The 23734-nt window shown below is 70.1% G+C and carries 21 protein-coding genes and 1 pseudogene; 11 read left to right on the forward strand and 11 right to left on the reverse strand.

Annotation, left to right across the window (positions count from 1 at the left end; genetic code table 11):
* Nucleotides 1-5 precede the first annotated feature (5 nt).
* A complete protein-coding gene (locus ACFYV1_RS26915; RefSeq protein ID WP_389398167.1) occupies nucleotides 6-986 on the reverse strand; it encodes a LysR family transcriptional regulator in 981 nt (326 codons plus the stop codon).
* A 193-nt stretch (nucleotides 987-1179) separates the two neighbouring features.
* On the opposite strand from ACFYV1_RS26915, the gene snpA reads away from it, so the two are divergent.
* Nucleotides 1180-1836: a snapalysin gene (gene snpA, locus ACFYV1_RS26920; protein WP_389398168.1), complete on the forward strand. Its 657-nt coding sequence runs from the start codon at nucleotides 1180-1182 to the stop codon at nucleotides 1834-1836.
* A gap of 181 nt (nucleotides 1837-2017) precedes the next feature.
* Here snpA and ACFYV1_RS26925 read toward each other — a convergent pair whose 3' ends face one another.
* The 3 genes from ACFYV1_RS26925 to ACFYV1_RS26935 all read right to left on the reverse strand — a co-directional run bounded on the left by ACFYV1_RS26925 (nucleotide 2018) and on the right by ACFYV1_RS26935 (nucleotide 5565).
* The gene (locus ACFYV1_RS26925; RefSeq protein WP_389398169.1) at nucleotides 2018-2461 is read right to left on the reverse strand and encodes a DUF6304 family protein; all 444 of its coding nucleotides are present in this window, start codon (nucleotides 2459-2461) and stop codon (nucleotides 2018-2020) included.
* A 553-nt stretch (nucleotides 2462-3014) separates the two neighbouring features.
* Complete coding sequence (locus tag ACFYV1_RS26930; protein ID WP_389398241.1) at nucleotides 3015-4046, reverse strand: family 2 encapsulin nanocompartment cargo protein polyprenyl transferase; 1032 nt, start codon at nucleotides 4044-4046, stop codon at nucleotides 3015-3017.
* A gap of 100 nt (nucleotides 4047-4146) precedes the next feature.
* Nucleotides 4147-5565 (reverse strand): family 2B encapsulin nanocompartment shell protein, encoded by a 1419-nt coding sequence (locus tag ACFYV1_RS26935; protein ID WP_389398170.1) that lies wholly within the window; start codon nucleotides 5563-5565, stop codon nucleotides 4147-4149.
* 144 nt (nucleotides 5566-5709) lie between these two features.
* Between ACFYV1_RS26935 and ACFYV1_RS26940 the strand changes: the two genes are divergently transcribed.
* Complete coding sequence (locus ACFYV1_RS26940) at nucleotides 5710-6657, forward strand: 1-aminocyclopropane-1-carboxylate deaminase/D-cysteine desulfhydrase (RefSeq protein ID WP_389398171.1); 948 nt, start codon at nucleotides 5710-5712, stop codon at nucleotides 6655-6657.
* A 6-nt stretch (nucleotides 6658-6663) separates the two neighbouring features.
* On the opposite strand, the gene ACFYV1_RS26945 is transcribed toward ACFYV1_RS26940, so the two are convergent.
* Nucleotides 6664-8259: a Na+/H+ antiporter gene (locus tag ACFYV1_RS26945; RefSeq protein ID WP_389398172.1), complete on the reverse strand. Its 1596-nt coding sequence runs from the start codon at nucleotides 8257-8259 to the stop codon at nucleotides 6664-6666.
* 44 nt (nucleotides 8260-8303) lie between these two features.
* Here ACFYV1_RS26945 and ACFYV1_RS26950 point away from each other — a divergent pair, with 44 nt between their 5' ends.
* The 3 genes from ACFYV1_RS26950 (at nucleotide 8304) to ACFYV1_RS26960 (ending at nucleotide 10166) form a co-directional block, all read left to right on the forward strand.
* A complete protein-coding gene (locus ACFYV1_RS26950; protein ID WP_389398173.1) occupies nucleotides 8304-8564 on the forward strand; it encodes a UBP-type zinc finger domain-containing protein in 261 nt (86 codons plus the stop codon).
* 244 nt (nucleotides 8565-8808) lie between these two features.
* On the forward strand, nucleotides 8809-9222 hold the full coding sequence (locus ACFYV1_RS26955; protein WP_005312080.1) for a hypothetical protein: 414 nt from the start codon (nucleotides 8809-8811) through the stop codon (nucleotides 9220-9222).
* Nucleotides 9223-9245: 23 nt separating this feature from the next.
* Nucleotides 9246-10166 (forward strand): RNA polymerase sigma factor SigF, encoded by a 921-nt coding sequence (locus ACFYV1_RS26960; RefSeq protein WP_389398242.1) that lies wholly within the window; start codon nucleotides 9246-9248, stop codon nucleotides 10164-10166.
* 766 nt (nucleotides 10167-10932) lie between these two features.
* Here ACFYV1_RS26960 and ACFYV1_RS26965 read toward each other — a convergent pair.
* Complete coding sequence (locus ACFYV1_RS26965) at nucleotides 10933-11367, reverse strand: hypothetical protein (protein WP_389398174.1); 435 nt, start codon at nucleotides 11365-11367, stop codon at nucleotides 10933-10935.
* 81 nt (nucleotides 11368-11448) lie between these two features.
* Between ACFYV1_RS26965 and ACFYV1_RS26970 the strand changes: the two genes are divergently transcribed.
* Together ACFYV1_RS26970 and ACFYV1_RS26975 are read left to right on the forward strand one after the other, a co-directional pair.
* Complete coding sequence (locus ACFYV1_RS26970) at nucleotides 11449-12417, forward strand: diacylglycerol/lipid kinase family protein (protein WP_389398175.1); 969 nt, start codon at nucleotides 11449-11451, stop codon at nucleotides 12415-12417.
* Nucleotides 12418-12735: 318 nt separating this feature from the next.
* Nucleotides 12736-12993, forward strand: coding sequence for a WhiB family transcriptional regulator (locus tag ACFYV1_RS26975; protein WP_003953983.1), 258 nt, complete (start codon nucleotides 12736-12738; stop codon nucleotides 12991-12993).
* 207 nt (nucleotides 12994-13200) lie between these two features.
* Here the strand turns inward: ACFYV1_RS26975 and ACFYV1_RS26980 are convergent, their stop codons facing one another.
* The 5 genes and pseudogenes from ACFYV1_RS26980 to ACFYV1_RS27000 all read right to left on the reverse strand — a co-directional run bounded on the left by ACFYV1_RS26980 (nucleotide 13201) and on the right by ACFYV1_RS27000 (nucleotide 19973).
* Nucleotides 13201-14676: a histidine kinase N-terminal domain-containing protein gene (locus tag ACFYV1_RS26980; RefSeq protein WP_389398243.1), complete on the reverse strand. Its 1476-nt coding sequence runs from the start codon at nucleotides 14674-14676 to the stop codon at nucleotides 13201-13203.
* 519 nt (nucleotides 14677-15195) lie between these two features.
* Nucleotides 15196-16758, reverse strand: a complete 1563-nt coding sequence (locus ACFYV1_RS26985) for a glycoside hydrolase family 3 protein (RefSeq protein ID WP_389398176.1) — start codon at nucleotides 16756-16758, stop codon at nucleotides 15196-15198.
* Between the two features lie 9 nt (nucleotides 16759-16767).
* Nucleotides 16768-17625 (reverse strand): carbohydrate ABC transporter permease, encoded by an 858-nt coding sequence (locus tag ACFYV1_RS26990; RefSeq protein WP_389398177.1) that lies wholly within the window; start codon nucleotides 17623-17625, stop codon nucleotides 16768-16770.
* Nucleotides 17622-18611 carry a carbohydrate ABC transporter permease gene (locus ACFYV1_RS26995; RefSeq protein ID WP_389398178.1) on the reverse strand — a complete coding sequence of 330 codons (990 nt, stop codon included), beginning with the start codon at nucleotides 18609-18611 and terminating at the stop codon, nucleotides 17622-17624. The genes ACFYV1_RS26990 and ACFYV1_RS26995 overlap by 4 nt, the downstream gene beginning before the upstream one ends.
* Before the next feature lie 79 nt (nucleotides 18612-18690).
* Nucleotides 18691-19973: pseudogene (locus tag ACFYV1_RS27000) on the reverse strand (extracellular solute-binding protein).
* Nucleotides 19974-20279: 306 nt separating this feature from the next.
* Between ACFYV1_RS27000 and ACFYV1_RS27005 the strand changes: the two are divergent.
* From ACFYV1_RS27005 to ACFYV1_RS27020, 4 genes are all read left to right on the forward strand, one after another.
* Nucleotides 20280-21044, forward strand: a complete 765-nt coding sequence (locus ACFYV1_RS27005) for a GntR family transcriptional regulator (RefSeq protein ID WP_389398179.1) — start codon at nucleotides 20280-20282, stop codon at nucleotides 21042-21044.
* A 185-nt stretch (nucleotides 21045-21229) separates the two neighbouring features.
* Entirely contained in the window at nucleotides 21230-21511 is a 282-nt protein-coding gene (locus ACFYV1_RS27010) for a DUF3311 domain-containing protein (RefSeq protein WP_389398180.1), read from the forward strand.
* Nucleotides 21508-23142, forward strand: a complete 1635-nt coding sequence (gene mctP, locus ACFYV1_RS27015) for a monocarboxylate uptake permease MctP (protein WP_389398181.1) — start codon at nucleotides 21508-21510, stop codon at nucleotides 23140-23142. Before ACFYV1_RS27010 ends, mctP begins: the two co-directional genes overlap by 4 nt.
* A gap of 83 nt (nucleotides 23143-23225) precedes the next feature.
* Nucleotides 23226-23732, forward strand: a complete 507-nt coding sequence (locus ACFYV1_RS27020) for a GNAT family N-acetyltransferase (protein ID WP_389398182.1) — start codon at nucleotides 23226-23228, stop codon at nucleotides 23730-23732.
* Nucleotides 23733-23734: the final 2 nt, after the last annotated feature.

Genomic DNA, 23734 nt, shown 5'->3' on the forward strand with positions numbered 1-23734 from the left:
ACGGGTCAGGCCGCCGGCAGCGGGGCCGGTTCCGCGGCCCCTATGAGCGGGCTCTTGTGCCGGAGCAGCCACTGCCGGTACGCCGCCGACCGCAGCGCCGCCTCGCGGTACGCGGTGGTCAGGTCCGCGTACACCGACTCGTACGGCTCCGCCGACGGCCCCGCTCTGGAGAACAGCAGCAGCCGCACCGCGAGGGGGTCGCCGCGCAGCGGGCGGACGGCCATGTCCTCGCGGGGCGCGGACGTCGGCTGACAGGGGGCGACCACCTCACCGACCGCGATCAGGGACGCCGCGGTGTGGTAGTCGCCGTGCAGGACCGGCGGGTCGATGCCGGCCGCGCTCAGCACGCGGCGCAACCCGTCCCATTCGCCGTCCACAGTCGGGTCGACCATCCAGCGGTCGTGGGCCAGGTCGGCGAGTTCCACGACGGAGGCCGCCGCTGCCGGGTGATCGAGCGCCATGGAGACGAACTGCGGCTCCCGGTCGACGAGTACGCGTGCGAAGAGCCCCTCGGGCACCAGCAGCGGGCACCCCTCCACCTCGTGCACGAAGGCGACGTCGAGCTGGCCTGCGGCGACCATCCGCAGCAGGGCGTTGGCCGAGACGTCCATGTGGAGCGAGATGTCGGTCCCCGGCAGCCGCTTGCGCAGCAGGCGCAGCCAGCCGGCCAGCGCCCGGCTCGCGGTGGAACCGATGCGCAGCAGGGGACCGCCGTCACCCGCGGCCGCCGCCCTCGTCTCCACGACGAGCGCCCCCATCTCCGCGACGAGCGGCCGGGCGCGGCTGAGCACGGAACGGCCGAGCGGCGTGGGCCGGCAGCCGGTGCGTTCGCGGGAGAAGAGCGCGGCCCCCAGGTAGTTCTCGATGCGGCGCAGCTGGGTCGTCAGGGACGGCTGGCTGACACCGAGATGCCGGGCGGCTTTGTGCAGGCTGCCGGTGTCCGCAATGGCGCACAGCGCACGCAGGTGCCTCACCTCGAGCTCCATGGATTCGAGCGTAGAGCCGCACCAACTGCCACACCAGACACCGTAGTCGGGGCAGGACGGGCGGATCGGGACAGGCTGCTGCGGAGTGGGTGATGCCCTCGCGCTATCGCCCGCTGGCATCATCCGCCCGCGGGCCCGCCTCCCCGAGACTCTGGCTACCGAACTTCGTTCACCGGACGAGTAGGAGCCCCCCATGCTTCACTTCAGAACGTTGGTATCCGCCGCCATCGGCATCGGCCTCGCCGCCACCCTCGGCACCGTGCCCGCCACCGCCGCCAACTCCCCTGCGGCCGCGGTGACAACGTCCACCTCTTCGTACGCGGCGTACGAAGGCTCAGCCGAGGACTCGAAGGCCACCAGGGCCTTCTTCGACGCCGTCATGAAGTCGGTCGCCGAGAAGCGCGCCGCCGACCCGGGCGCCCAGGCCGTGACCGTCGTCTACAACGCCAGCAACGCCCCGACCTTCCGCTCACAGATATCGCGGAGCACCCAGATCTGGAACAGCTCGGTCAGCAACGTGCGGCTGGTCGAGGGATCCGGTGCCGACTTCGCGTACTACGAGGGCAACGACTCACGCGGCTCGTACGCCAGTACCGACGGGCACGGGCGTGGCTACATCTTCCTGGACTACCGGCAGAACCAGCAGTACAACTCCACCCGTGTCACGGCCCATGAGACCGGGCACGTGCTCGGTCTGCCGGACCACTACTCGGGCCCGTGCAGTGAGCTGATGTCGGGCGGCGGCCCCGGCACGTCCTGCCAGAACGCCTACCCGAACTCCCAGGAGCGCAGCCGGGTGAACCAGCTGTGGGCCAACGGGCTGGCTGCCGCGATCGCCAAGGTCTCCTGACGGAGACCCGGCTCACGGACAGGGGCGCCCCGCAGTGCACGGCGGGGCGCCCCGTCACATCCGCGGTCCCCCGCCGTCTCGTTACCGTACGCGTCCGCCCCGTTCGCCCCTCCCCGGCGGACCCGGTGGACGCGGTGGACCCGGCGGACGTGGTGGACGCGGCCACTACCTCGACCGGGGGTCAGGCATCCGCCGGCTCTCGCTGTCCGAGCTCGGTGCCGGGCGGCAGTTGGCGGCGGATGAGGCCGAGCGCGTCGTCGAAGTCTCCGTCACCGACGCCGGCCTCGTAGGCCGTACCACCGTAGTGGAGCGTCAGGTTGAGGTCCGATCGATCCAGGGGCGGGGCACCCTGGCAGGGCTCACCCAGGGTCAGCAGACAGCTGAGCGTGGCCTGCTGGGACGTCCCGTCCGTGTGGACGGGCAGCGGCATGTCCCATTCCAGGACGCACGAGGCGAGCACGTGGGGCGCGCCCGTCGCCCTGAGGGCGGCGAATGTGGCCCCCTCGTACTCAATACCCCTGATACGAGTGCGCAGTTGGCCGCCGCTCGCCGATATGGTGACCGATTCCGCGCCCTGCCGGTCGCGGTACCAGCCCGCCCAGGCTTCCGTAGACTCCGATGACATGCGCGGACTGTAGCGGTAGGGCCGGACCGACCGCGCCCCAGGTGCCCCTCACCGCCCACCGGCCCGGAATATGCGGTTCAGGACGTGCCGGCCTCCCGTCCGGGGGGCGACGCCGGACAGCCTCCGGTGACTGCCGGGACGCGCCTGTCGCCGGTCAACCGGTCCCGCCGGCCCTGCCCGCTTCGGTCGATCCCGCAGAGCCGGCCGATCCCGCGGAGCCGACTGATCCGTCCGGCGAATCCGTCCGCGACTCGCCCTCCGGGGAGACACGGGGAGAACAGTCCGGGTCGTGGCAGGGGCCGGGCTCCCAGATGGGGACGTACGCCCCCATCGTCTTGTGCTTCTTCGCCACCGAAGCCACCGCCCGCCCGCATGAGGCGCACACGTGGGGGTGCCGTGGATCGTGGCTCGTCCCGGATACTTCGCTCCCTTTGCTACCCATGCGGAAAGAATATGCCGGTATGAGCCACTCCGGCAGCGCGCCCGCCGTGTCGGTCCCGCGGGATTCCGTTCCTCTCGAGCACGCCCGCGCACCGGGGACCGTGACGACCGGTCAGCGGTTGCGGCGGGTGACGAACTCCGCCAGGGACAGCAGATCGCCCGCCGCCGCCAGATCGGGAACCGCCCGCGACAGCTCGCCGACGGCGCGGGACATCCTGTCCACGGCGTGCAGCTGGGCCCAGTCCCGCCCGCCTGCCCGTTCCACCGCGTCGGCGGCGCGGCGGACCGCCGACGCGTCCATCGGGCCGTCGTACAGCTCGGCGAGCTCTGCCCCCGCCGGGGTGCCCGAGGACAGGGCGGCGACGACCGGAAGCGACTTCTTGTGGGCCGCGAGGTCCGCGCCGACCGGTTTGCCCGTCCGCTCCGGGTCGCCCCAGATGCCGATGAGATCGTCGATGAGCTGGAAAGCCAGCCCCGCCTCCCGCCCGAAGGCGTCCATCGCCGCGGTCTCCTCGTCGCCCGCACCGGCGTACAGCGCACCCAGTGCGCAGGCACAGCCCAGCAGTGCCCCGGTCTTCGCCGTCGCCATGGCCAGGCACTCCTCGACGGTGACCTCGCGCGGCGGGCGTTCCTCCAGGGCGCAGTCAGCCTGCTGCCCGGCGCACAGCTCGATCACGCAGGCCGCCAGGCGGGCCGAAGCGGCGGCGGAGGCGGGATGCCGGTCCTCCGCGAGCAGCCGCAGCGCGAGGGCCGACATGGCGTCCCCGGCGATGATGGCGTCGGCGGTACCGAAGACGCTCCACGCGGTGGGGCGGTGCCTGCGGGTGGGGTCCTCGTCGATCACGTCGTCGTGCAGCAGAGTGAAGTTGTGCGCGAGCTCCACCGCGGCGGCGGCCCGCACCGCCTGCCGCGGGTCGCCGCCCAGCGACCCGCAGGCGGCGAGCACCAGGGCCGGCCTCACGGCCTTGCCCGCGCTGCCGGCGGCCGGGGAGCCGTCGGCCAGCTCCCAGCCGAAGTGGTACATGGCGACGCGGCGCATCGAACCGGGCAGCGACGCCACGGCGGAACGGAGTTCGGGGTCGACGGCACTGCGGGTGCGGTCGAGCAGAGCGAAGGCCTCACGGCCCTCGACGGTTTCCGGCATGGTCAAGTCGGCGTTCCTTTCCCGGTGGTGGCTTCGCTCCCTGGGCCGGGGACGCGGCGGCACCGCCGCGTCCCCGGGAGTCCCGTCGTCGAGAGGCAGGTCACCGCCAGCGGCTCACCTCCACGTTCTCCAGGACGCCGAGCGCGTCCGGCACCAGCACCGCCGCCGAGTAGTAGGCGGTGACCAGGTACGAGATGATCGCCTGCTCGTCGATGCCCATGAAGCGCACCGAGAGGCTCGGCTCGATCTCGTCCGGGATGCCGCTCTGCTGCAGCCCGATGACGCCCTGTTCGTCCTCGCCGGTACGCATGCAGATGATCGAAGTCGTACGGGCCTCGGAGATCGGGATCTTGTTGCAGGGGAAGATCGGCACCCCGCGCCAGGCAGGCACCTGGTGACCCCCGACCTCCACACTGCCGGGGACCAGCCCGCGCCGGTTGCACTCCCTGCCGAATGCGGCGATGGCACGCGGATGGGCGAGGAACAGCTTCGAACCGCGCCGCCGCGACAGCAGTTCGTCCATGTCGTCGGGGCTCGGCACGCCGTCGTGCGGCTGCAGCCGCTGCCCGTAGTCGCAGTTGTTGAGCAGGCCGAACTCACGGTTGTTGACGAGCTCGTGCTCCTGCCGCTCGCGCAGCGCCTCGACGGTCAGGCGCAACTGCTGTTCCGTCTGGTTCATCGGCTGGTTGTAGAGGTCGGCGACACGGCTGTGCACCTTCAGCACGGTCTGGGCGACACTCAGTTCGTACTCGCGGGGCGCCGCGTCGTAGTCCACATACGTGTGCGGCACGACGGCCTCGCCGACATGGCCGGCCGACAGGTCGATCGCCGCCTCGCCGTACTTGTTGGTCCGCTGGTGGGGCAGCGCCGCGAGATCCGCCAGATGGGTGCGCAGCGATTCCGCCCGGTCCGCCAGGTTGAGTACGTCGTCCCTGGTCAGCACCAGCACCGTGCAGGCGGTCGCGGCACGGGCCGTGTACTGCCAGACCGCGTCGCGGTCCACCAGCGACTGGTCGCCGAAGTACGAGCCGTCGGCGAGGACTTCGACGACCGCCTCGTCGCCGTAGGGGCCCGCGCCGATCTTCTCCACCCTGCCGTGCGCCAGGAGGAAGACCCGGTCCGCCGCCTCGCCGCCCGTCGCGAGCACCTGACCCGCCTCGAACTCGCGCTGCTCGCACCGCTGCGCCAACTCCGCGAGCGCCGCCTCGTCGCCGAAGTCCCGCAGCGCCGGCAACTCACCCAGCTCGGCCGGGATCACGGCGACCCGGTCCCCGGTCTGGATGAACGTCACCCGCCCGTCCCCAACCGAATAGCTGAGGCGGCGGTTCACCCGGTAGGTACCACCCTGCACCTGCACCCACGGCAGCATGCGCAGCAGCCACCGAGAGGTGATCTCCTGCATCTGCGGAGCGGACTTGGTGGTGGTCGCGAGATTCCGTGCGGCTGCGGTGCCCAGACTCTGCTGCGGCGCCTGGTCGCGAACTCCCTCGCCGACGGAACCAACCGAACCGACCGTCATGTGACTCCCTCTCGATCATGTCTGACCTGCAGAGAGAGCCTTTCAGTACGGTGTGTAAGTACGCCATTACACAAATGAGTGTGACTGGAACACCGAGACGGGGGCACTAGCCGGATCCGCTCGCTCACCGGCCAGAATGAGACCATGCCCGCAGGACCACCACCCGATCCCGCTGCCGCACTGCGACCCCGTCTGCCGTCACCGCTTCGGCAGGTCGAGGACGAGCGGTTCTCCCCGCACGGGGTACGGCTGCTGCTCAAGCGGGACGACCTGATCCACCCGGATCTGCCGGGCAACAAGTGGCGGAAGCTCGCCCCGAACCTGCGGGCCGCCGCGGGCCGGCCGGTGCTGACGTTCGGCGGCGCGTACTCCAACCATCTGCGTGCGACAGCCGCCGCGGGCCGGCTGCTGGGCTTCCGGACGATCGGCGTCGTACGGGGCGACGAACTCGCCGAACGCCCCCTGAACACCTCCCTGGCCCGGTGCGCGGCGGACGGCATGCGCCTGCTGTTCGTCGACCGCACGACCTACCGCGCCAAGGACGACCCCGGGGTGCTGGCCCGCCTGCTCGAGGACGCGGCGGCGTACGGGGACATGGCGGCGAACGACGTGTACGTCGTTCCGGAGGGCGGCAGCAACGCGGCCGCGGTGGCCGGCTGTGCCGAACTGGGCCGCGAGCTGCGCGGCCTCGCCGACGTGGTGACCGTCGCCTGCGGGACCGGTGGCACCCTCGCCGGGCTCGCCGCCGGGCTCGGCGGCGATCAGCGCGCGATCGGCTTCCCGGTGCTGAAGGGCGGTTTCATGGCGGCGTCGATACGCGCCCTCCAGCAGGAGGCGTTCGGCGGCCCCGCCGGGAACTGGTCCCTCGAGGAGCGCTTCCACTTCGGCGGATACGCCCGTACCACCCCGGAACTCGAACGGTTCGCGGCCGGGTTCGAAGACCGCCACGGGCTGCCCGTGGAGCGTGTCTACGTCGCCAAGATGCTCCACGGACTGGCCGAGCTCACCGCCGAGGGAGCCTTCCCCCGCGGTACGACGGTCGCGGCGGTCGTCACCGGCCAGGACGACGGGTCGGCGCAGGACGCCCCCTGAACGCTCTCAGGCGGTCTCCTCCCGGTACGCGGCCGCCTCCTCGAGGTCCAGCCGGCGCAGCAGTGTGCGGAGCATCTCGTCGTCGATCTCCCGCCGGTCCCGCAGCTCGAAGAAGACGTCACGCTCCGTGGAGATCATCTCCCTGGAGAGCCGGCGGTAGGTGTCGTCGGCCGACTCCCCGGTGACGGCGTTGACCGCGCCGAGCCGCTCCCAGACCGAGTTCCTGCGGCGTTCCAGGACCGTCCGCAGCCGGTCGGCGAGCGGCCCCGGGAGCTGGTTGCGTTCGTCCTCCAGCAGTTCCCGCAGCCGCTCCTCCGCGGCGTGGGACGCCCGGCTCTGCGCCTGGGCCTCTGCGAGCGTCTCCGCCCGGACGTCGCGGCCGGGGACCTTGAGCAGGCGGATCAGCGGCGGCAGCGTCAGGCCCTGCACCACCAGCGTCCCGATCACCGTGGTGAAGGTGAGGAACAGAACCAGGTTCCGGGCGGGGAAGTCTTCTCCGTCGGACATGGTCAGCGGGATGGAGAAGGCGATCGCCAGGGACACCACACCGCGCATTCCGGCCCAGCCGACGATCAGCGGGCCCTTCCAGCCGGTGTCGGCTTCGCGTTCCCTGACCCGCCGGGACAGCATCGGCAGGAAGGTGGCCGGATACACCCAGAGGAACCGCACCACCACGACGGCGACGAAGACCGCGGCCGCGTACCAGAGGGCTTCCCCGACGCTGTAGCCGCCGAGCCCCTCCACCACGAAGGCGAGTTGCAGCCCGATCAGCGCGAAGACCGTCGACTCCAGGACGAAGGCCACCATCTTCCAGACCGCCTCCTCCTGGAGCCGGGTCGCGAAGTCGACCTGGAAGGAGTGGTGCCCCAGGTACAGCGCGACGACGACCACCGCGAGGACCCCGGAGGCGTGGAAGTGCTCGGCGGCGGCGTAGGCGATGAACGGCACGAGCAGCGACAGCGTGTTCTGCAGCAGCGCCTCCTGAAGGCGCTTGCGCAGCCAGTGGATCGGGATCATGAGCACCAGGCCGACGCCCACCCCGCCGAGCGAGGCCAACGCGAACTCCTCGAGACCGCTGCCCCAGCTCGCGCCGGCACCGATCGCCGCGGCCACAGCCACCTTGAACGCCGTGATCGCGGTCGCATCGTTCACCAAGGATTCACCTTGGAGGATCGTGGTGATCCGGCTGGGCAGACCGAGCTTGCGCGCGATGGCCGTGGCGGCGACCGCGTCGGGCGGCGCGATCACCGCCCCGAGCACCAGGGCGGTCGCCGGCGGCAGATCGGGCACCAGCAGATAGGCCAGCGCGCCGACCGCGACCGTCGCGAACAGGACATAGCCGATCGAGAGCAGAGCGACGGGACGGGCGTTCGCCCGCAGGTCGAGATACGAGCTGTCCAGGGCGGCCATGTGCAGCAGCGGGGGCAGCACCAGCGGCAGCACCACGTGCGGATCGAGGTGGTAGTCGGGAACGCCCGGCACGTACGAGGCGATCAGCCCCGCCGCCACGAGCAGGAGCGGCGCCGGGACCGGCGTCCGGCGGGCCGCGCCGGCCACCACCGCACTCGCAGCGATCAGCCCGACCAGCGGCAATGCTTCCATCACACCGACTCCACGTCCGTCAGCCACGTCGTAATCTGGCAATCATGAGCGAGTGCCCGCACACAGCAGAACTGCCGCGCCCCGAGCCCGTGCCGCTGACCGACACCTGTCGTGAATGTCTCGCGGCGGGCAGCCACCCCGTCCAGTTGCGGCTCTGCCTTGCCTGCGGCCACGTGGGCTGCTGCGATTCCTCGCCCATGCGGCACGCACGCGCGCATTTCCACGAGACCGAGCACCCGGTGATGCGCAGTTTCGAGCCGGGGCAGACCTGGCGGTGGTGTTTCGAGGACGGTTCGATCGTCTGACGTCTGGGTACGTCAACCATCCGCCGACTCCGTTCAATTGGCAGGCGCAGACCTCTAGCCACTGTGCGTGCCCATCGGGTTACATGGAGTGACAGTCATCACCATGGGGGTCCTGGCGACACGGCACCATGGATCGCGATAGCGTCGCCAGGCCAGAACTGGCTGCGTGATCGACCACGTAACGCACGGCCGCGGGGCCTCTGCCCCCGGCCCGGAAAGAGCTTGTGCCACCTTGGAGGTGAGGGTGTCCCATATCGCAGGCGAGCCCGGGACCCAGGACTTCGTGGAAGTCCGGCTGCCCGCTGCGGGTGCCTACCTGTCCGTGCTGCGAACGGCCACCGCCGGCCTCGCAGCGCGTCTGGACTTCACCCTCGACGAGATCGAGGACCTGCGGATCGCGGTGGACGAGGCGTGCGCGATCCTGCTGCAACAGGCCGTCCCAGGGTCCGTTCTGAGCTGTGTGTTCCGGCTCGTCGACGACTCGCTCGAGGTGACGGTCTCCGCTCCCACGACCGACGGACGGGCGCCGGAGCGCGACACCTTCGCCTGGACAGTGCTCTCCGCGCTGGCCGGCAAGGTCGACTCTTCGGTCGCCGACGACCGTACGGTCGCCATCAGCCTGTACAAACAGCGCGGCGCGGGACCCGGGCCGGCGTGAGCAGCGGAAACGGGGACGGTTCGATGCGGGAGGACGAGGAGCGAGGCCCCAGGCTGCTGAGCGCGTCGGCCGGCATCCCCGAGCAGCAGGCGCGGCCGCACCCGGTGGTGGACGAACCTGATGGCCGTACGGCCTCGGCAGAGCGGGCGGACCGTATGAGCGAACATCAGCAGGACCGGCACCCGGACCCGCACGACCGCAGCGGCGCGCGGGCCATGTTCGTCGAGCTCCGCGAGCTGCCCGACGGGTCACCCCAGCGGGCGGAGCTGCGCAACAGGCTCGTACGGATGCACCTGCCGCTGGTCGAGCATCTGGCGCGGCGCTTCCGCAACCGCGGAGAGCCGCTGGACGACCTCACCCAGGTCGCGACGATCGGTCTGATCAAGTCGGTGGACCGGTTCGACCCGGACCGCGGCGTCGAGTTCTCGACCTATGCGACACCGACGGTGGTCGGCGAGATCAAGCGGCACTTCCGCGACAAGGGCTGGGCGGTGCGGGTGCCGCGGCGCCTGCAGGAGCTGCGGCTCTCGCTCACCACCGCGACGGCGGAGCTCTCCCAGCAGCACGGCCGCTCGCCGACGGTGCACGAGCTCGCGGAGCGCCTCGGCATCTCGGAGGAGGAGGTCCTCGAGGGCCTGGAGTCCGCGAACGCGTACTCCACCCTGTCCCTCGACGTGCCCGACACGGACGACGAGTCCCCGGCGGTCGCGGACACGCTCGGCGCCGAGGACGAGGCGCTGGAGGGGGTCGAGTACCGGGAGTCCCTCAAGCCGCTGCTGGAGGATCTGCCGCCACGCGAGAAGCGCATTCTGCTGCTCCGCTTCTTCGGGAACATGACCCAGTCGCAGATCGCGCAGGAGGTCGGCATCTCCCAGATGCACGTCTCCCGGCTGCTGGCCCGCACGCTCGCACAGCTCCGCGAACGCCTGCTGGTCGAGGAGTAACCCCTCCCCGGAGACGCGAGCCGACCCGATCGGCTCGCGTCTCCGGGCGTCTCCGGGCGGAGCCCGGTCTTTGCGCGTCTCCGGCTTGGCCCGGTCCGTGTCGTGTGGTGTCCGGGTGCCGCTCCGGGGGCATGTCCGGGACTGCTTTCCCGAACCTGCCTCCCCCTAGGCTCACGACGCCTTACGTCCCGAACACACCCCCTGCGCGTCCCCCTCCCCCCGGCCCACGCCCCTCGCCCCCGCCGCAGGGCCGGTGCAGGCGCCTGCCCCGTACCCCAGCAGCGGATCTGCCCCTGCGGGCGGGCCGGCCCCCGGTGACGGGACCGTCAGCCTGTCAGGACTGGCGGGCCGTCCCTGTGCCCGGGCGGCACCCGTGGCCCGATGAGGGCGCGTCACCCCGCACCCAGCGGCGACGGGTTCGCTCCCGCAGGCGGGACGGGAGCCGAAGGGCCGGCGAGGAGCCCCTCCCCGATACCCCGCACGGGCCGTGGGAACGACCAGGACTGGCACGGGCCCACCGGCGGGAGGGGGGCGGGGGCGGAGGAGGGGGGTGAGCGGACGTAAAGCGTCGTAAGCCTAGGCAAACGCAGGCTCGGGAAAGCAGTCCGCGATCCCCCCTCCGCAGCCACCGACCCCCGCACCCACCCACCGGACAGCCGCGCCCCCGGCGCGCACCGCAGCCACCGACCCCCGCACCCACCCACACGCCGGAACATCCGCGCCCAGGGAGACCCACGCCAACGGTGGGGCGCTTCGCGCCCCCGAGCTACGCGCGGCCCCGGATGCCCAGCGCTTCCGCCGTCGTCGGGTTCACCAGCAGCACCAGCCCGGTCACCGCGACCGCCGCCAGCACCACGCCCAGCGGGATCAGCGCCCCCGAGGACCGCAGCAGCGTCCAGGCCGGGATCAGCGCGATCAGCTGGGTGATGATCGCCGGCCCGCGGCTCCAGCCGCGCTGACGCAGCAGCCCGCGCGCCGCCGCCAGCGGGATCACGCCGAGTGCCATGAGCGTCAGCCCGCCCATCTCCGCCTGCGAGGGACTGTCGGGCCGGCCGAGCAGTCCCATCACGAGCATGTACACACCACCCGCGACCAGCGCCAGCCCTTCGGCGGCGCACACCGCTGCCGCCGCGGTCAGACGGGACGGGCGGGAGGGGCCCGAAGGGCTGTCGGCGAGGGGGGTCTGGTCGTCGCTGCTCACCCCTGCAGGGTAGCCGTCACGCCGGTCCGCCCGGGAAACCCGGGCTGGGCCAGGTACCCCCCAGTAGGTACGCTGCATCGCATGCGCGCACTTCTCGTGGTCAATCCGGCAGCAACCACCACCAGTGCCCGCACACGTGACGTACTGATCCACGCACTCGCGAGCGAGATGAAGCTCGACGCGGTCACCACCGAGTACCGCGGACACGCCCGCGACCTCGGTCGCCGGGCCGCCGAGTCGGACGACATCGATCTCGTCGTGGCCCTCGGCGGCGACGGCACCGTCAACGAGGTCGTCAACGGTCTGCTGCACGGCGGCCCCGATCCGGATCGTCTTCCCCGTCTCGCAGTGGTCCCGGGCGGCTCGACCAATGTGTTCGCCCGCGCCCTCGGACTGCCGAACGACGCAGTGGAGGCGACCGGCGCCATTCTGGACGCGCTGCGTGACCGCACCGAGCAGACGGTCGGTCTCGGGCTCGCGGCCGGCGTTCCCGGCACAGAGGACGAGGGCGTCCCACCGCGTTGGTTCACTTTCTGCGCCGGATTCGGTTTCGACGCCGGCGTCGTGGGACGAGTCGAACAGCATCGCGAACGCGGAAAGCGGTCGACGCACGCCCTTTACGTCCGTCAGGTGCTGCGCCAGTTCCTGGACGATCCGCACCGCCGCAACGGCACGATCACCCTCGAGCGACCCGGCGCGGACCCCGTTTCCGGACTGGTGCTGTCCATAGTCTGCAACACCTCTCCCTGGACCTACCTGGGCAATCGCCCGGTGTACGCGTCCCCGAGGGCGTCCTTCGACACCGCCCTCGATGTGCTCGGACTGTCGAAACTGTCGACCCCGGCGGTGGCCCGTTACGGGACCCAATTGCTCACTTCGAGCCCGGTGCGCGGTCCGCACGGAAAGCACGCACTCACACTTCACGACCAGACGGCCTTCACCTTGCATTCAAAGGTTCCATTGCCCTTCCAGATGGACGGTGACCACCTGGGGCTGCGTACCAGCGTGGCGTTCACAGGCGTACGCCGTGCACTGCGTGTGATTGTGTGACCAGAAGGACCGAAAGTCCTTTATCTCGAACGTACGGGCTGCGATCCACCCCATAGAAGTACGGCTGTGACCTAGTCGACACCGAGGAATCAAAAAAAAGTTTCCGGAAGGGGTTGTATCCGCCGCCGAGGTTTGCGAATCTCTACATGGCGATCGGGACGGCCCGCAACATCGGCCCCACAGACCGCCGGAACCCCTCCACGAATCCAGGACCCAACGCCGGGCTACCGGCGGCTCGGCCCTTCCCTTGCGGGGGGATTCGTGAAAGCGTTCACATTCACAAGCACCCACACGTAATACCAAGGAGAGGTAGCAGCCATGGACTGGCGTCACAACGCCGTTTGCCGCGAGGAAGACCCCGAGCTCTTCTTCCCCATCGGCAACACCGGTCCTGCGCTGCTGCAGATCGAGGAAGCCAAGGCCGTCTGCCGTCGCTGCCCCGTCATGGAGCAGTGCCTGCAGTGGGCGCTCGAGTCCGGCCAGGACTCCGGCGTCTGGGGTGGCCTCAGCGAGGACGAGCGCCGCGCGATGAAGCGCCGCGCCGCCCGCAACCGGGCGCGTAACGCCAGCGCCTGACGCCCCCTGCTACCGGCCTTCGCCGGCGGCGCGTGCAGCGAGCACGCACTCACCGCCTTCGAGCCGCAGCGCGCAGTACCCCCGATGCGCATCGCACATGCGAGCACGTGAGCCTCGAGCCCCGGACCGTGTCACACGGTCCGGGGCTCTTCGCTGTGCGCGGCGAGACGGGTGCGCGGCAAAGCAGTGCCGGCGACCCCAGAACGGTCAGCGCTTGTCCGGTACGGGGATGTCGAGGACGACCCGGGTGCCGCGTCCCGGCCCGGGAACGGGGACCATGTCGAAGGTTCCGCCCAGCTCCCCCTCGACCAGGGTCCGGACGATCTGCAGCCCCAGATTGCCGGCCCGCTGCGCGTCGAAGCCCTCCGGCAGACCGCGGCCGTCGTCCTGAACGGTGATCAGCAGTCGGGAGCTCTGCGCGCGGGCCTCGCCGCGGACCGCCGCCACCTCGACCGAGCCCTGCTCACCCTGAGCGAAGGCGTGCTCCAAGGCGTTCTGCAACACTTCGGTGAGCACCATCGACAGGGGGGTGGCGATCTCGGCGTCCAGAATTCCGAACCGGCCGGTGCGGCGGCACTCGACCCTGCCGGGTGAGATCTCCGCGACCATCGCGATCACCCTGTCCGCGATGTCGTCGAACTCCACCCGCTCGTCCAGGTTCTGGGACAGCGTCTCGTGCACGATCGCGATCGAGCCGACGCGCCGTACCGCCTCGTCGAGCGCCTCACGGCCGCGTACGGAGTCCATCCGGCGGGACTGGAGGCGCAACAGCGCGGCGACCGTCTGGAGGTTGTTCTTCACCCGGTGATGGATCTCCCGGATGGTGGCGTCCTTGGTGATCAGCTCTCGTTCGCGGCGGCGCAGTTCGGTGACGTCCCGCAGCAGCACCAGCGAGCCGATGCGCACCCCCTTGGGTTTGAGGGGGATCGCCCGCAGCTGGATGACACCGCCGTTGCCCTCCACCTCGGTCTCACGCGGCGCGTACCCGCTGGCGATCTTGACGAGGGCCTCGTCGACCGGGCCGCGGGAGGGCGCGAGTTCGGCGGTGAGCTGGCCGAGGTGCTGGCCGACGAGGTCGGATGCGAGCCCGAGGCGGTGGTACGCGGAGAGGCCGTTGGGGCTCGCGTACTGCACGATGCCGTCCGCGTCGAGCCGGATGAGCCCGTCCCCGGCACGCGGAGAGGAGTCCATCTCGACCTGTTCCTCGGGGAAGGGAAACGTTCCTGCCGCGATCATCTGCGCCAGGTCGGAGGCGGACTGGAGGTAGGTGAGCTCGAGCCGTGACGGGGTGCGCACGGTGAGCAGGTTGGTGTTGCGCGCGATGACGCCGAGTACGCGGCCCTCGCGGCGTACGGGAATGGACTCGACCCGTACCGGGACCTCCTCGCGCCACTCGGGGTCGCCCTCGCGCACGATCCGGCCCTCGTCGAGCGCGGCGTCGAGCAGCGGGCGCCGGCCGCGTGGGACGAGATGGCCGACCATGTCGTCCTGGTAGGAGGTGGGGCCGGTGTTGGGCCGCATCTGGGCGACGGAGACGTAGCGGGTGCCGTCGCGGGTGGGGACCCACAGCACGAGGTCGGCGAAGGAGAGGTCGGAGAGCAGCTGCCACTCCGAGACCAGCAGGTGGAGCCACTCGAGGTCGGACTCACTCAGAGCGGTGTGCTGGCGGACGAGTTCGTTCATGGAGGGCACGTCTGCGAGGGTACCCGCGGGCCGCGGCGCCGCGACGGGACCCTCAACCCGTCCGGCACCGCAGCCCGGAGTTACGCGGCCGAAGGGTGTGCGGTCCCGGTCGGCCGTAGAGGTCTCGGCGCAGTCAGGGCAGAGAGCGCCGGTGACCTCGTTCCACCCCCCTGTGCGGGGAGGGCGGAGGCTTGGTCGAGCTCAATTGTGGACTAGACCATTCGGGCTGTCCATGCCTGAGCAAAGTTTAGTTCCGCCACCATACTTATGAACCCGCGGTTGTGCACATGTCCGTGAACGACGGGCGGGCCCCTCATCACACCCGCCCGTCGCGTCCACGGGTTCCTGCGCACCGCGCCCGCCCCCGGCGCGTCCGTGTCACCTCGCCGGCGCTCCCGGCGCGTCCGGGTCCTGGCCGCCGGCGACGCTCCCCTCGTGGTCGCCTCCATGCGGGCTCCAGGGCGCCTGGCACCGGTGCACGCCCGGCACGTCACGGTCCACGTCGGTCCTTCCGCCGGCTCACCGGCCGACGATGACCTCCGCGGCGGCGCGCCCGCAGACGCGGGCCGCGCCATGGGTCGCGATGTGCAGAGCCCCCGTGGGCGCGGCCCGGTCCAGGCCCATCTCGACGACGACCGTGTCGGGACGAGCCGCGAGGAGCGCCGCGAGGGCGTCCGCCATCCAGGGGTGGCGGTGGACGTCCCGTACGACGGCGACGATCCTGCGGTCGGCCGCCGCGTCCAGCACCTGCGACACCAACTCGGGCGTACCGGATCCGTCGGCGTAGGTGTCGGTCCCGGTGCCGGGGAGAAGTGAGGCGAGTTCAGCGGCCACCCCCCACGGCGTCTCGTCCCCCACGGCGATGTTGGCGACGGGGGTGAAGGCAGCGACGTAGCCCGCCTGCGTGAGCGGTTCGTAGGGCCGATCGCCGACGGTGAGCTTCACCGCACGGCGGGCGGCCACAAGACCGATCTCCGGGTCGGAGCCGGGCCCGGTCCCTGCCCCGGGCCCCGCCGGGGATAGCTCCGCCTGTGCGGCCGCGCCCGGCTCCGCCGCGGCCCCCCTGGCCCGCCGCGTCCAGTCCGCGAGGTCGCGCACCCGCGCCGCCGCGTCGGCCAGCCGCTCCTCCGGCAGGTCGCCGCTGCGCACCGCGTCGACGAGGGCGTCGCGCAGCCGCAGTACGGTCTCCTCGTCTGCCAGGCCGCCGCCGACGCAGATCGCGTCGGCTCCGGCGGCGATCGCGAGGACCGAGCCCCGCTCGATTCCGTACGCGGACGAGATGGCCTGCATCTCCATTCCGTCCGTGACGATCAGGCCCTGGTAGCCCAGCTCCTCGCGGAGCAGACCGGTGAGGACCCGCGGGCTCAGCGTCGCGGGACGGTCGGGATCGAGCGCGGGAAGCAGGATGTGCGCGCTCATCACCGCCTTGGAACCCGCGGCGATGGATGCCCGGAAAGGCGCCAGCTCACGGGCGTGCAGGGTGTCCAGATCCGCATCGATGCGGGGCAGCGCGTGGTGCGAGTCGACGTTGGTGTCGCCGTGTCCGGGGAAGTGCTTGGTGCAGGCGGCCACGCCTGCCGACTGCAGGCCCTCGACGTACGCGACGGTGTGCCGGGCGGCGAGGGCGGTGTCGGCGCCGAACGACCGTACGCCGATGACCGGGTTGTCCGGATTGGAGTTGACGTCGGCGGACGGCGCCCAGTTGAGGTCCACCCCGCATGCGGCGAGCCGGCGTCCCAGTTCGTGCGCCACGGCACGGGTGAGGCCGACGTCGTCCACCGAGCCCAGCGCGTAGTTGCCGGGGAACGAGGAACCGGTGCGCACCTCCAGCCGGGTGACATCGCCGCCCTCCTCGTCGATGGCGACGAGGACGTCGTCCCGCTCGGCGCGCAGCTGTGCGGTGAGCGCGGCGAGCTGACGGGGCGAGGCGATGTTGCGGCCGAACAGACCGACGGCGGAGAGCCCTTCGCCGATCTGCCGCAGCAGCCAGTCGGGGGCGGTGGTGCCGACGAAGCCCGGCTGGAGGACGGTGAGCGCGTCACGGGTCAGAGTGCCTGAGGAGCCACGTACCAGAGTCGTCATGAGGTGGCGTTATCCCTTCACTGCGCCGGCCGTCAGACCCGCGGCCATCTTGCGCTGGACAAGGAGGAAAAGGATCACGATGGGGACGGCCATCATCGTGGAGCCGGCCATCATCGGGGCGTACTCGGTGCCGTTCTTGGTGATGAAGTTGCTGAGCCAGACGGTGGCCGTCTGGTTCTGCTGGCTCATCAGCATCAGCGCGTACAGGTACTCGTTCCACGCCTGGATGAAGCCGTAGACGGAGGTCGCCACCATGCCGGGGGCGAGCAGCGGGAAGACCACCCGGACGAAGGCGCCGGTACGGGTGCAGCCGTCGACCATCGCCGCCTCCTCCAGCTCCTTCGGGATGTTGACGATGAAGCCGCGCAACGTCCAGACGGTGAAGGGCAGGATGAAGGTCAGATAGGTGATGATCAGCCCGGTGATCTTGTCGTACTGACCCAGGTCGTTCAGCAGCAGGAAGACCGGAATGATCATCGCGACCAGCGGAATCATCTGGACCGCGAGGATGCCGACGATCACGATCTTGCGGCCGCGGAAGGCGAACCGGGAGATGGCGAGAGCGGCCAGCATGCCGACGACGATGCCGACGAACACGACGGCGAGCGAGACGACGAGGCTGCGCCCGACCGGTCCCCAGAAGTCGGAGACCTGCAGGGCACGCTCGAAGTTCTCGAGGGTGAACACGCTCGGGAAGAAGTGCGGGTCCGGGTCGATGGCGTCCTTGGCCGGTTTGAACGCCGTGTTCAGCATCCAGTACACCGGGAAGCCGGCGATCAGGACCACGAGCAGTCCGAGGAGGTTCCAGCCGGCCTTGCCCCCGCGGGGGCGGCGGCCGGCGGCGGGAGGCGCGGTTGTCGAGGTCACTCCACCTCTCCGATCTTGAGCATCTGGCGCATGTAGACGGCTACGACTCCGAGCAGGAGCAGCACGGTGACCAGGGCGATCGCGGAACCGCCGCCGTAGTCGTTGACGACGAAGGCCTTGTCGTACGAGTAGGTGGTGAGGATCTGGAACTCGGCCTCCGGATGGCCGTTGCGCATCACGAACACCTGCGGGAAGACGCCCATGTCCCAGATCACCGACAGGGTCGTCAGCATCACGATGATGGGCTTGAGGATCGGCAGGGTGACGAAACGGAAGACGCCCCAGGCTCCCGCCCCGTCCAGACGGGCGGCCTCCTCGAGCTCCTTGGGAACCTGGGTGAGGCCGGCGCTGAGGGTGATCACCACGAAGGGGACGGCGCCCCACACCACCAGCAGCATGATCACGGCAAGGCCCTGCGGACCGCTGGCGAACCAGTTGTGCCCGATCATCTCCACGCCGGGCAGCTTGTCCAGCAGCCAGTTGAGCACACCGTAGTCGGCGTCGAAGAGCCACTTGAAGATGGCGGTCGCGACGATGATGGGCATACCCCAGCTGGCGACGAGGACGATGTTGACGAGGACCTTCACCCAGCCGGACACCCGCTGGAGCAGCAGGGCGATCAGCATGCCGAGGACCATCGTCGAGATCACCGCACCACCGGCGAAGACGACGGTGCGCAGGACGACGGCCCAGAACTCCGCGTCCCCGAGGATCTTGGTGTAGTTCTCCAGACCGGCCGACTCGGGCGCCTGGAAGCCCCACAGCTGCGGCTGGCCGAACTTCTGGAAGGACAGGGTGACCAGGCGCACCAGTGGATAGCCGAGCACCAGCAGGAGCACCAGGAGACAGGGTGCCAGCAGCGCCCACGGCGCCCCCGCCCCGCTCGACCTCCGCCTGCTGCTCTGCTGCTCCGGGGCGACGGCCCCCGGCGGTGGTGACTGCCGCGCCGGCGGCACCTTCACGGTGGTTGTCTCTGCGGCACTCATCCCGTGCTCCTCAGCGGTCCCTACTCCTGGTACGGGCGGCAGGGCCCCGTCGACGGTGCGACGGGGCCCTGCCGGAAGGTCACTTGGTGTTGATGACCTTGTCGATCTCGGCGTCCGCGGCCTTCGCGGCGTCCTCGACGGACTTCTTGCCGTTGGCGATCTCGACGAGCATCGTCTTCAGGATCTGGGCCTTCTCGACCTGGCCCCAGCCCGGAGCGGTCGGGACGAACCAGCTGGACTCGGCGGCCGTGGCCGGGACCTGCGTCTTCGGGTCGGCCTTCAGCGGGGCGAGGTCCGCCTTGTTGTTGGGCAGGTTGCCCTTGGCGATCAGACCCTGCTGGCCCTTGGAGCCGGCGAAGGCGTTGATCCACTCGGCCGCGATGTCCTGCGCCTTGGACTTGACCGGGACGGCCAGGTCGGAGCCGCCGAGGAAGACGGGCAGGCTCTTGCCGTTCGGGCCGGGCATCACGAAGTTCTCGAGCTTGTCGCCGAGCTTGCCGACCTTGTCGTTCTTCGGGTCGGCGGCGGTGGCGCCCTCCCAGGCAGCGGCGAAGATGGTCGCCGAGTTGCCCTGGCCGAAGACGATCGGGCGGTCGGCCTCGTCCTTGGTCTTGTCGCCGTGCATGTACGTGTCGAGGATCGACTTGTACGCCTTGAGGCCCTTGAGGGACTCGGGCGAGGAGAGGTTCGCCTTCCAGGACTCGCCGTTCTGCTCGGCGATGGAGCCGCCCGCGTCGTAGACGAAGGACATCGCGGCGTACCAGTCCGGTGAAGGCTGGTACCAGGCGCTGAACTGTCGCCCTTCTTCTCCTGGATGCTGTCCAGCGCGGCGGTCAGCTCGGCCCAGGTCTTGGGCGCGGTCTTGACTCCCGCCTCGGCGGCGATGTCCTTGCGCCAGGTGCCCACGCGGCCGCCGGCGTAGTAGGGCACGCCGTACGTCTTCCCGTTGTAGGTGACGGAGTCCTTGAGGGCGTCCAGCCACTTGTCGGAGTTGTCGTACTTCGCCGGGTCGATCTCGGCGAAGGCGCCCTTGGCCATGTAGCCGATCATCTCGGTGTTGCCCATCTCGACAACATCCGGCGCCTTGTCCGTGGCGAGCACGGCGTCGAGCTTGGCGTTCTTGTCCGGCCAGCCGTAGTACTCGTGGTTGATCTTCAGGCCCGGGTGCTTCGCGATGACCGCGTCGTCCGCCGCCTTGACCAGCTCCGGCCAGTTGTTCTGCGCGTCGACCGTGAGCCAGACCGTGATCTCCTTGGCGTCGCCGCCACCGGCCTTGTCGCCGCCGCCGTCCGAGTCGCCACAGGCCGCCAGGCCGACCATCATGCCGGCGACGCCGATCGCCGCGATGAGCTTGCGCTTCACGTCATCCTCCTCAGGGATGCCTGCCACCCCCCGCCCGCCGTGAAGGCATACGCCGATCAATGCTCGTGGGCTGGGACCTGATCCTTAATGGTTTAGACCAGTACCGGGAGCTTGGCCTAGACCTTTAGGGGTGTCAAGGGTGTATAAGAGGGGCTGTCGTGGCCGTTATCGGACCGACACATGAGGGAGGGCGACGACCCGTGACCGGTCCGTGTCACCATGTGAGCCGCCAGGTCCCGTCGGCGACAGGACCTAGATACGGAGGAGCCGGTGACGGCAGGAGCGCAGCAGTCGGGAAGGCGGGCCATGAGCACTGACGGGGGCGGCACCGAGGCCGAGGGCGGGGCACAGACCCGTACCGCACGCGTGCCCAAGTACTACCGGCTGAAGCGCCACTTGCTCGACATGACGGAGACCCTGCCGCCCGGCACGCCCGTGCCGCCGGAGCGGACACTGGCGGCCGAGTTCGACACCTCGCGCACCACCGTCCGGCAGGCACTGCAGGAACTGGTCGTCGAGGGCCGGCTCGAGCGCATCCAGGGCAAGGGCACGTTCGTCGCCAAGCCCAAGGTCTCGCAGGCGCTCCAGCTCACGTCCTACACCGAGGACATGCGCGCCCAGGGTCTGGAGCCCACGTCTCAGTTGCTGGACATCGGGTACGTCACAGCCGACGACACCCTGGCCGGACTGCTGGACATCACGGCGGGCGGCCGGGTGCTGCGCATCGAGCGACTGCGGCTGGCGAGCGGCGAGCCGATGGCCATCGAGACCACGCACCTGTCCGCGAAGCGCTTCCCGGCGCTGCGCCGCAGCCTGGTCAAGTACACCTCGCTCTACACCGCGCTGGCGGAGGTGTACGACGTCCACCTCGCGGAGGCCGAGGAGACGATCGAGACCTCGCTCGCCACTCCCCGGGAAGCGGGACTGCTCGGCACGGACGTGGGCCTGCCCATGCTGATGCTCTCGCGTCACTCGCTCGACGCCCGGGGCGAGCCGGTGGAGTGGGTGCGCTCGGTCTACCGCGGTGACCGGTACAAGTTCGTCGCGAGGCTCCAGCGCCCGGGCGACTGACCCCGACCGCCTCGACCGCCCCGGACACACATGGCGCCGCGACCTGTTGCGGCGCCATGTCACGTTTTGCGTGGCGCTGCCGGAAGTCGTTGCCGTACCGATATACGGACGGGGGGTGACTCGGCGCGAACGGCTCGCCTAGATTTCGTGCGCATTACAGGTGACCAGTGAGGGGACGGAGCCGCATGTCAGCAGTGCCCGATGCGCCCGAAGCGCCACAAGCGCCCGAAGCGAAACTACCGGTCGTCACACCGGTGCGCGTGATCATCGCCCTCTGCCTCTTCGCGCCTTTCGTGGCGATGCTCTGGGTCGGTTCCTACTCGAAGGTCGACCCGACCTTCATCGGCATGCCGTTCTTCTACTGGTACCAGATGCTCTGGGTCCTGATCTCGACGGCTCTGACGATGACCGCGTACGTGCTGTGGCAGCGTGACCAGCGCGCCCGCAAGGGGGGTGCGTCCAAGTGAACGACGGCGTGAACGGCGTCGCACTCGGCGTCTTCATCTTCTTCTTCCTGGCCGTCACGGTCATGGGCTTCCTGGCCACGCGCTGGCGCAAGGCCGAGAACGAGAACAGCCTCGACGAGTGGGGCCTCGGCGGCAGATCCTTCGGCACCTGGGTGACCTGGTTCCTGCTCGGCGGCGACCTGTACACCGCGTACACCTTCGTCGCCGTCCCCGCGGCCATCTACGCGGCGGGCGCGGCGGGCTTCTTCGCCGTCCCTTACACGATCCTGGTCTATCCGCTGATCTTCACCTTCCTGCCGCGGCTGTGGTCGGTGTCGCACAAGCACGGATACGTGACGACCTCCGACTTCGTCCGCGGACGCTTCGGCTCCAAGGGTCTGTCCCTGGCGGTCGCGCTCACCGGCATCCTCGCCACGATGCCGTACATCGCGCTCCAGCTGGTCGGCATCCAGGCCGTGCTCGACGTCATGGGCGTCGGCGGCGGCGAGGACACCAACTGGTTCATCAAGGACCTGCCGCTGCTGATCGCCTTCGGTGTGCTCGCGGCCTACACGTACTCGTCCGGACTGCGAGCGCCGGCGCTGATCGCCTTCGTCAAGGACACCCTGATCTACATCGTCATCGCGGTGGCGATCATCTACATCCCGATCAAGCTGGGTGGCTTCGACGCGATCTTCGCCAGCGCCGGCGAGAAGTTCTCGCAGGTCAACGAGGCGACGGGCAAGCCTACCGGTGCACTCGTGCCCGGTGACATGGGCCACTGGGGCTACGCCACGCTGGCGCTCGGCTCCGCGCTCGCGCTCTTCATGTACCCGCACTCGATCACGGCGACCCTGTCCTCCCGCAGCCGCGAGGTCATCCGCAGGAACACCACGATCCTGCCGCTCTACTCGCTGATGCTCGGCCTGTTGGCGCTGCTCGGCTTCATGGCGATCGCGGCCGGGGTGAACGTCAAGAACGGCCAGCTGGCCATCCCGCAGCTGTTCGAGAACATGTTCCCCGACTGGTTCGCGGGTGTCGCCTTCGCCGCCATCGGCATCGGCGCGCTGGTCCCGGCCGCCATCATGTCGATCGCCGCGGCGAACCTGTTCACCCGCAACATCTACAAGGACTTCCTGAAGCCCGACGCGACCCCGGCGCAGGAGACCAAGGTCTCCAAGCTGGTCTCGCTGCTGGTCAAGGTCGGCGCCCTGGTCTTCGTCCTCACCATGGACAAGACCGTCGCGATCAACTTCCAGCTGCTCGGCGGGATCTGGATCCTTCAGACCTTCCCGGCCCTGGTGGGCGGACTGTTCACCCGCTGGTTCCACCGCTGGGCACTCCTCGGCGGCTGGGCGGTCGGCATGGTCTACGGCACCGCCGCCGCGTACGGCGTCGCCAGCCCGACGCAGAAGCACTTCGGCGGCTCGTCCGCGGAGATCCCGGGCATCGGCGAGATCGGCTACATCGGTCTCACCGCGTTCGTACTGAACGTCGTCGTCACCGTGGTCCTCACGTTCGTCCTGCGGGCGGCCAAGGCCCCCGACGGCATCGACGAGACCAGCCCGTCCGACTACACCGCGGACGCGGGCGACCCCGGCGTCAAGGTCGAGCTCCCGCCGGCCACGGCGGGTGCGCCGGGCGGTCACTGACCTTCGCGCAGAGGCAGGGGCCGTCGCATCTCCGGGAGGAAATGCGACGGCCCTTTGCCGTGCGTTGATGCACACTGCCGGGCATGGACACAGTGATCAGAAGAATCGAACCGGAGGAGCACACGGCGCTCGGCGAGTTGACCGCCCGCACGTACCTCGACGGCGGGCTGCTCGCCTTTGGTGCCGAGGACCCCTATCTGCCGGTTCTGCGCGATGTCGCGGGACGCGCGGAGGGCGCGGAGGTGTACGTCGCCGTCGACACCGCCGGAGCCCTCCTCGGCGGCGTCACGTTCGTCGCCGGGAGCGGACGGTGGGCGGACATCGCGGGCCCCGGCGAGGCCGAGTTCAGGATGCTCGCCGTCGCGCCACAGGCACGCGGCCGGGGTGTCGGGGAGCAGCTGGTGCGCCTGTGCACCGACCGGGCGCGTGCCGTTCCCGGGTGCGTACGGCTCGTGCTGTCGACCGACCCCGAAATGCACGCCGCGCACCGCTTGTACGAACGGCTGGGCTTCGTGCGCACGCCGGAGCGGGACTGGTCGCCGTTCCCCGAGCTGTCCTTGCTGCTGACCTACGCGCTCGAGCTCCGATAGCC

The sequence above is a fragment of the Streptomyces sp. NPDC003023 genome (assembly GCF_042888225.1).
Lineage (GTDB): Bacteria > Actinomycetota > Actinomycetes > Streptomycetales > Streptomycetaceae > Streptomyces.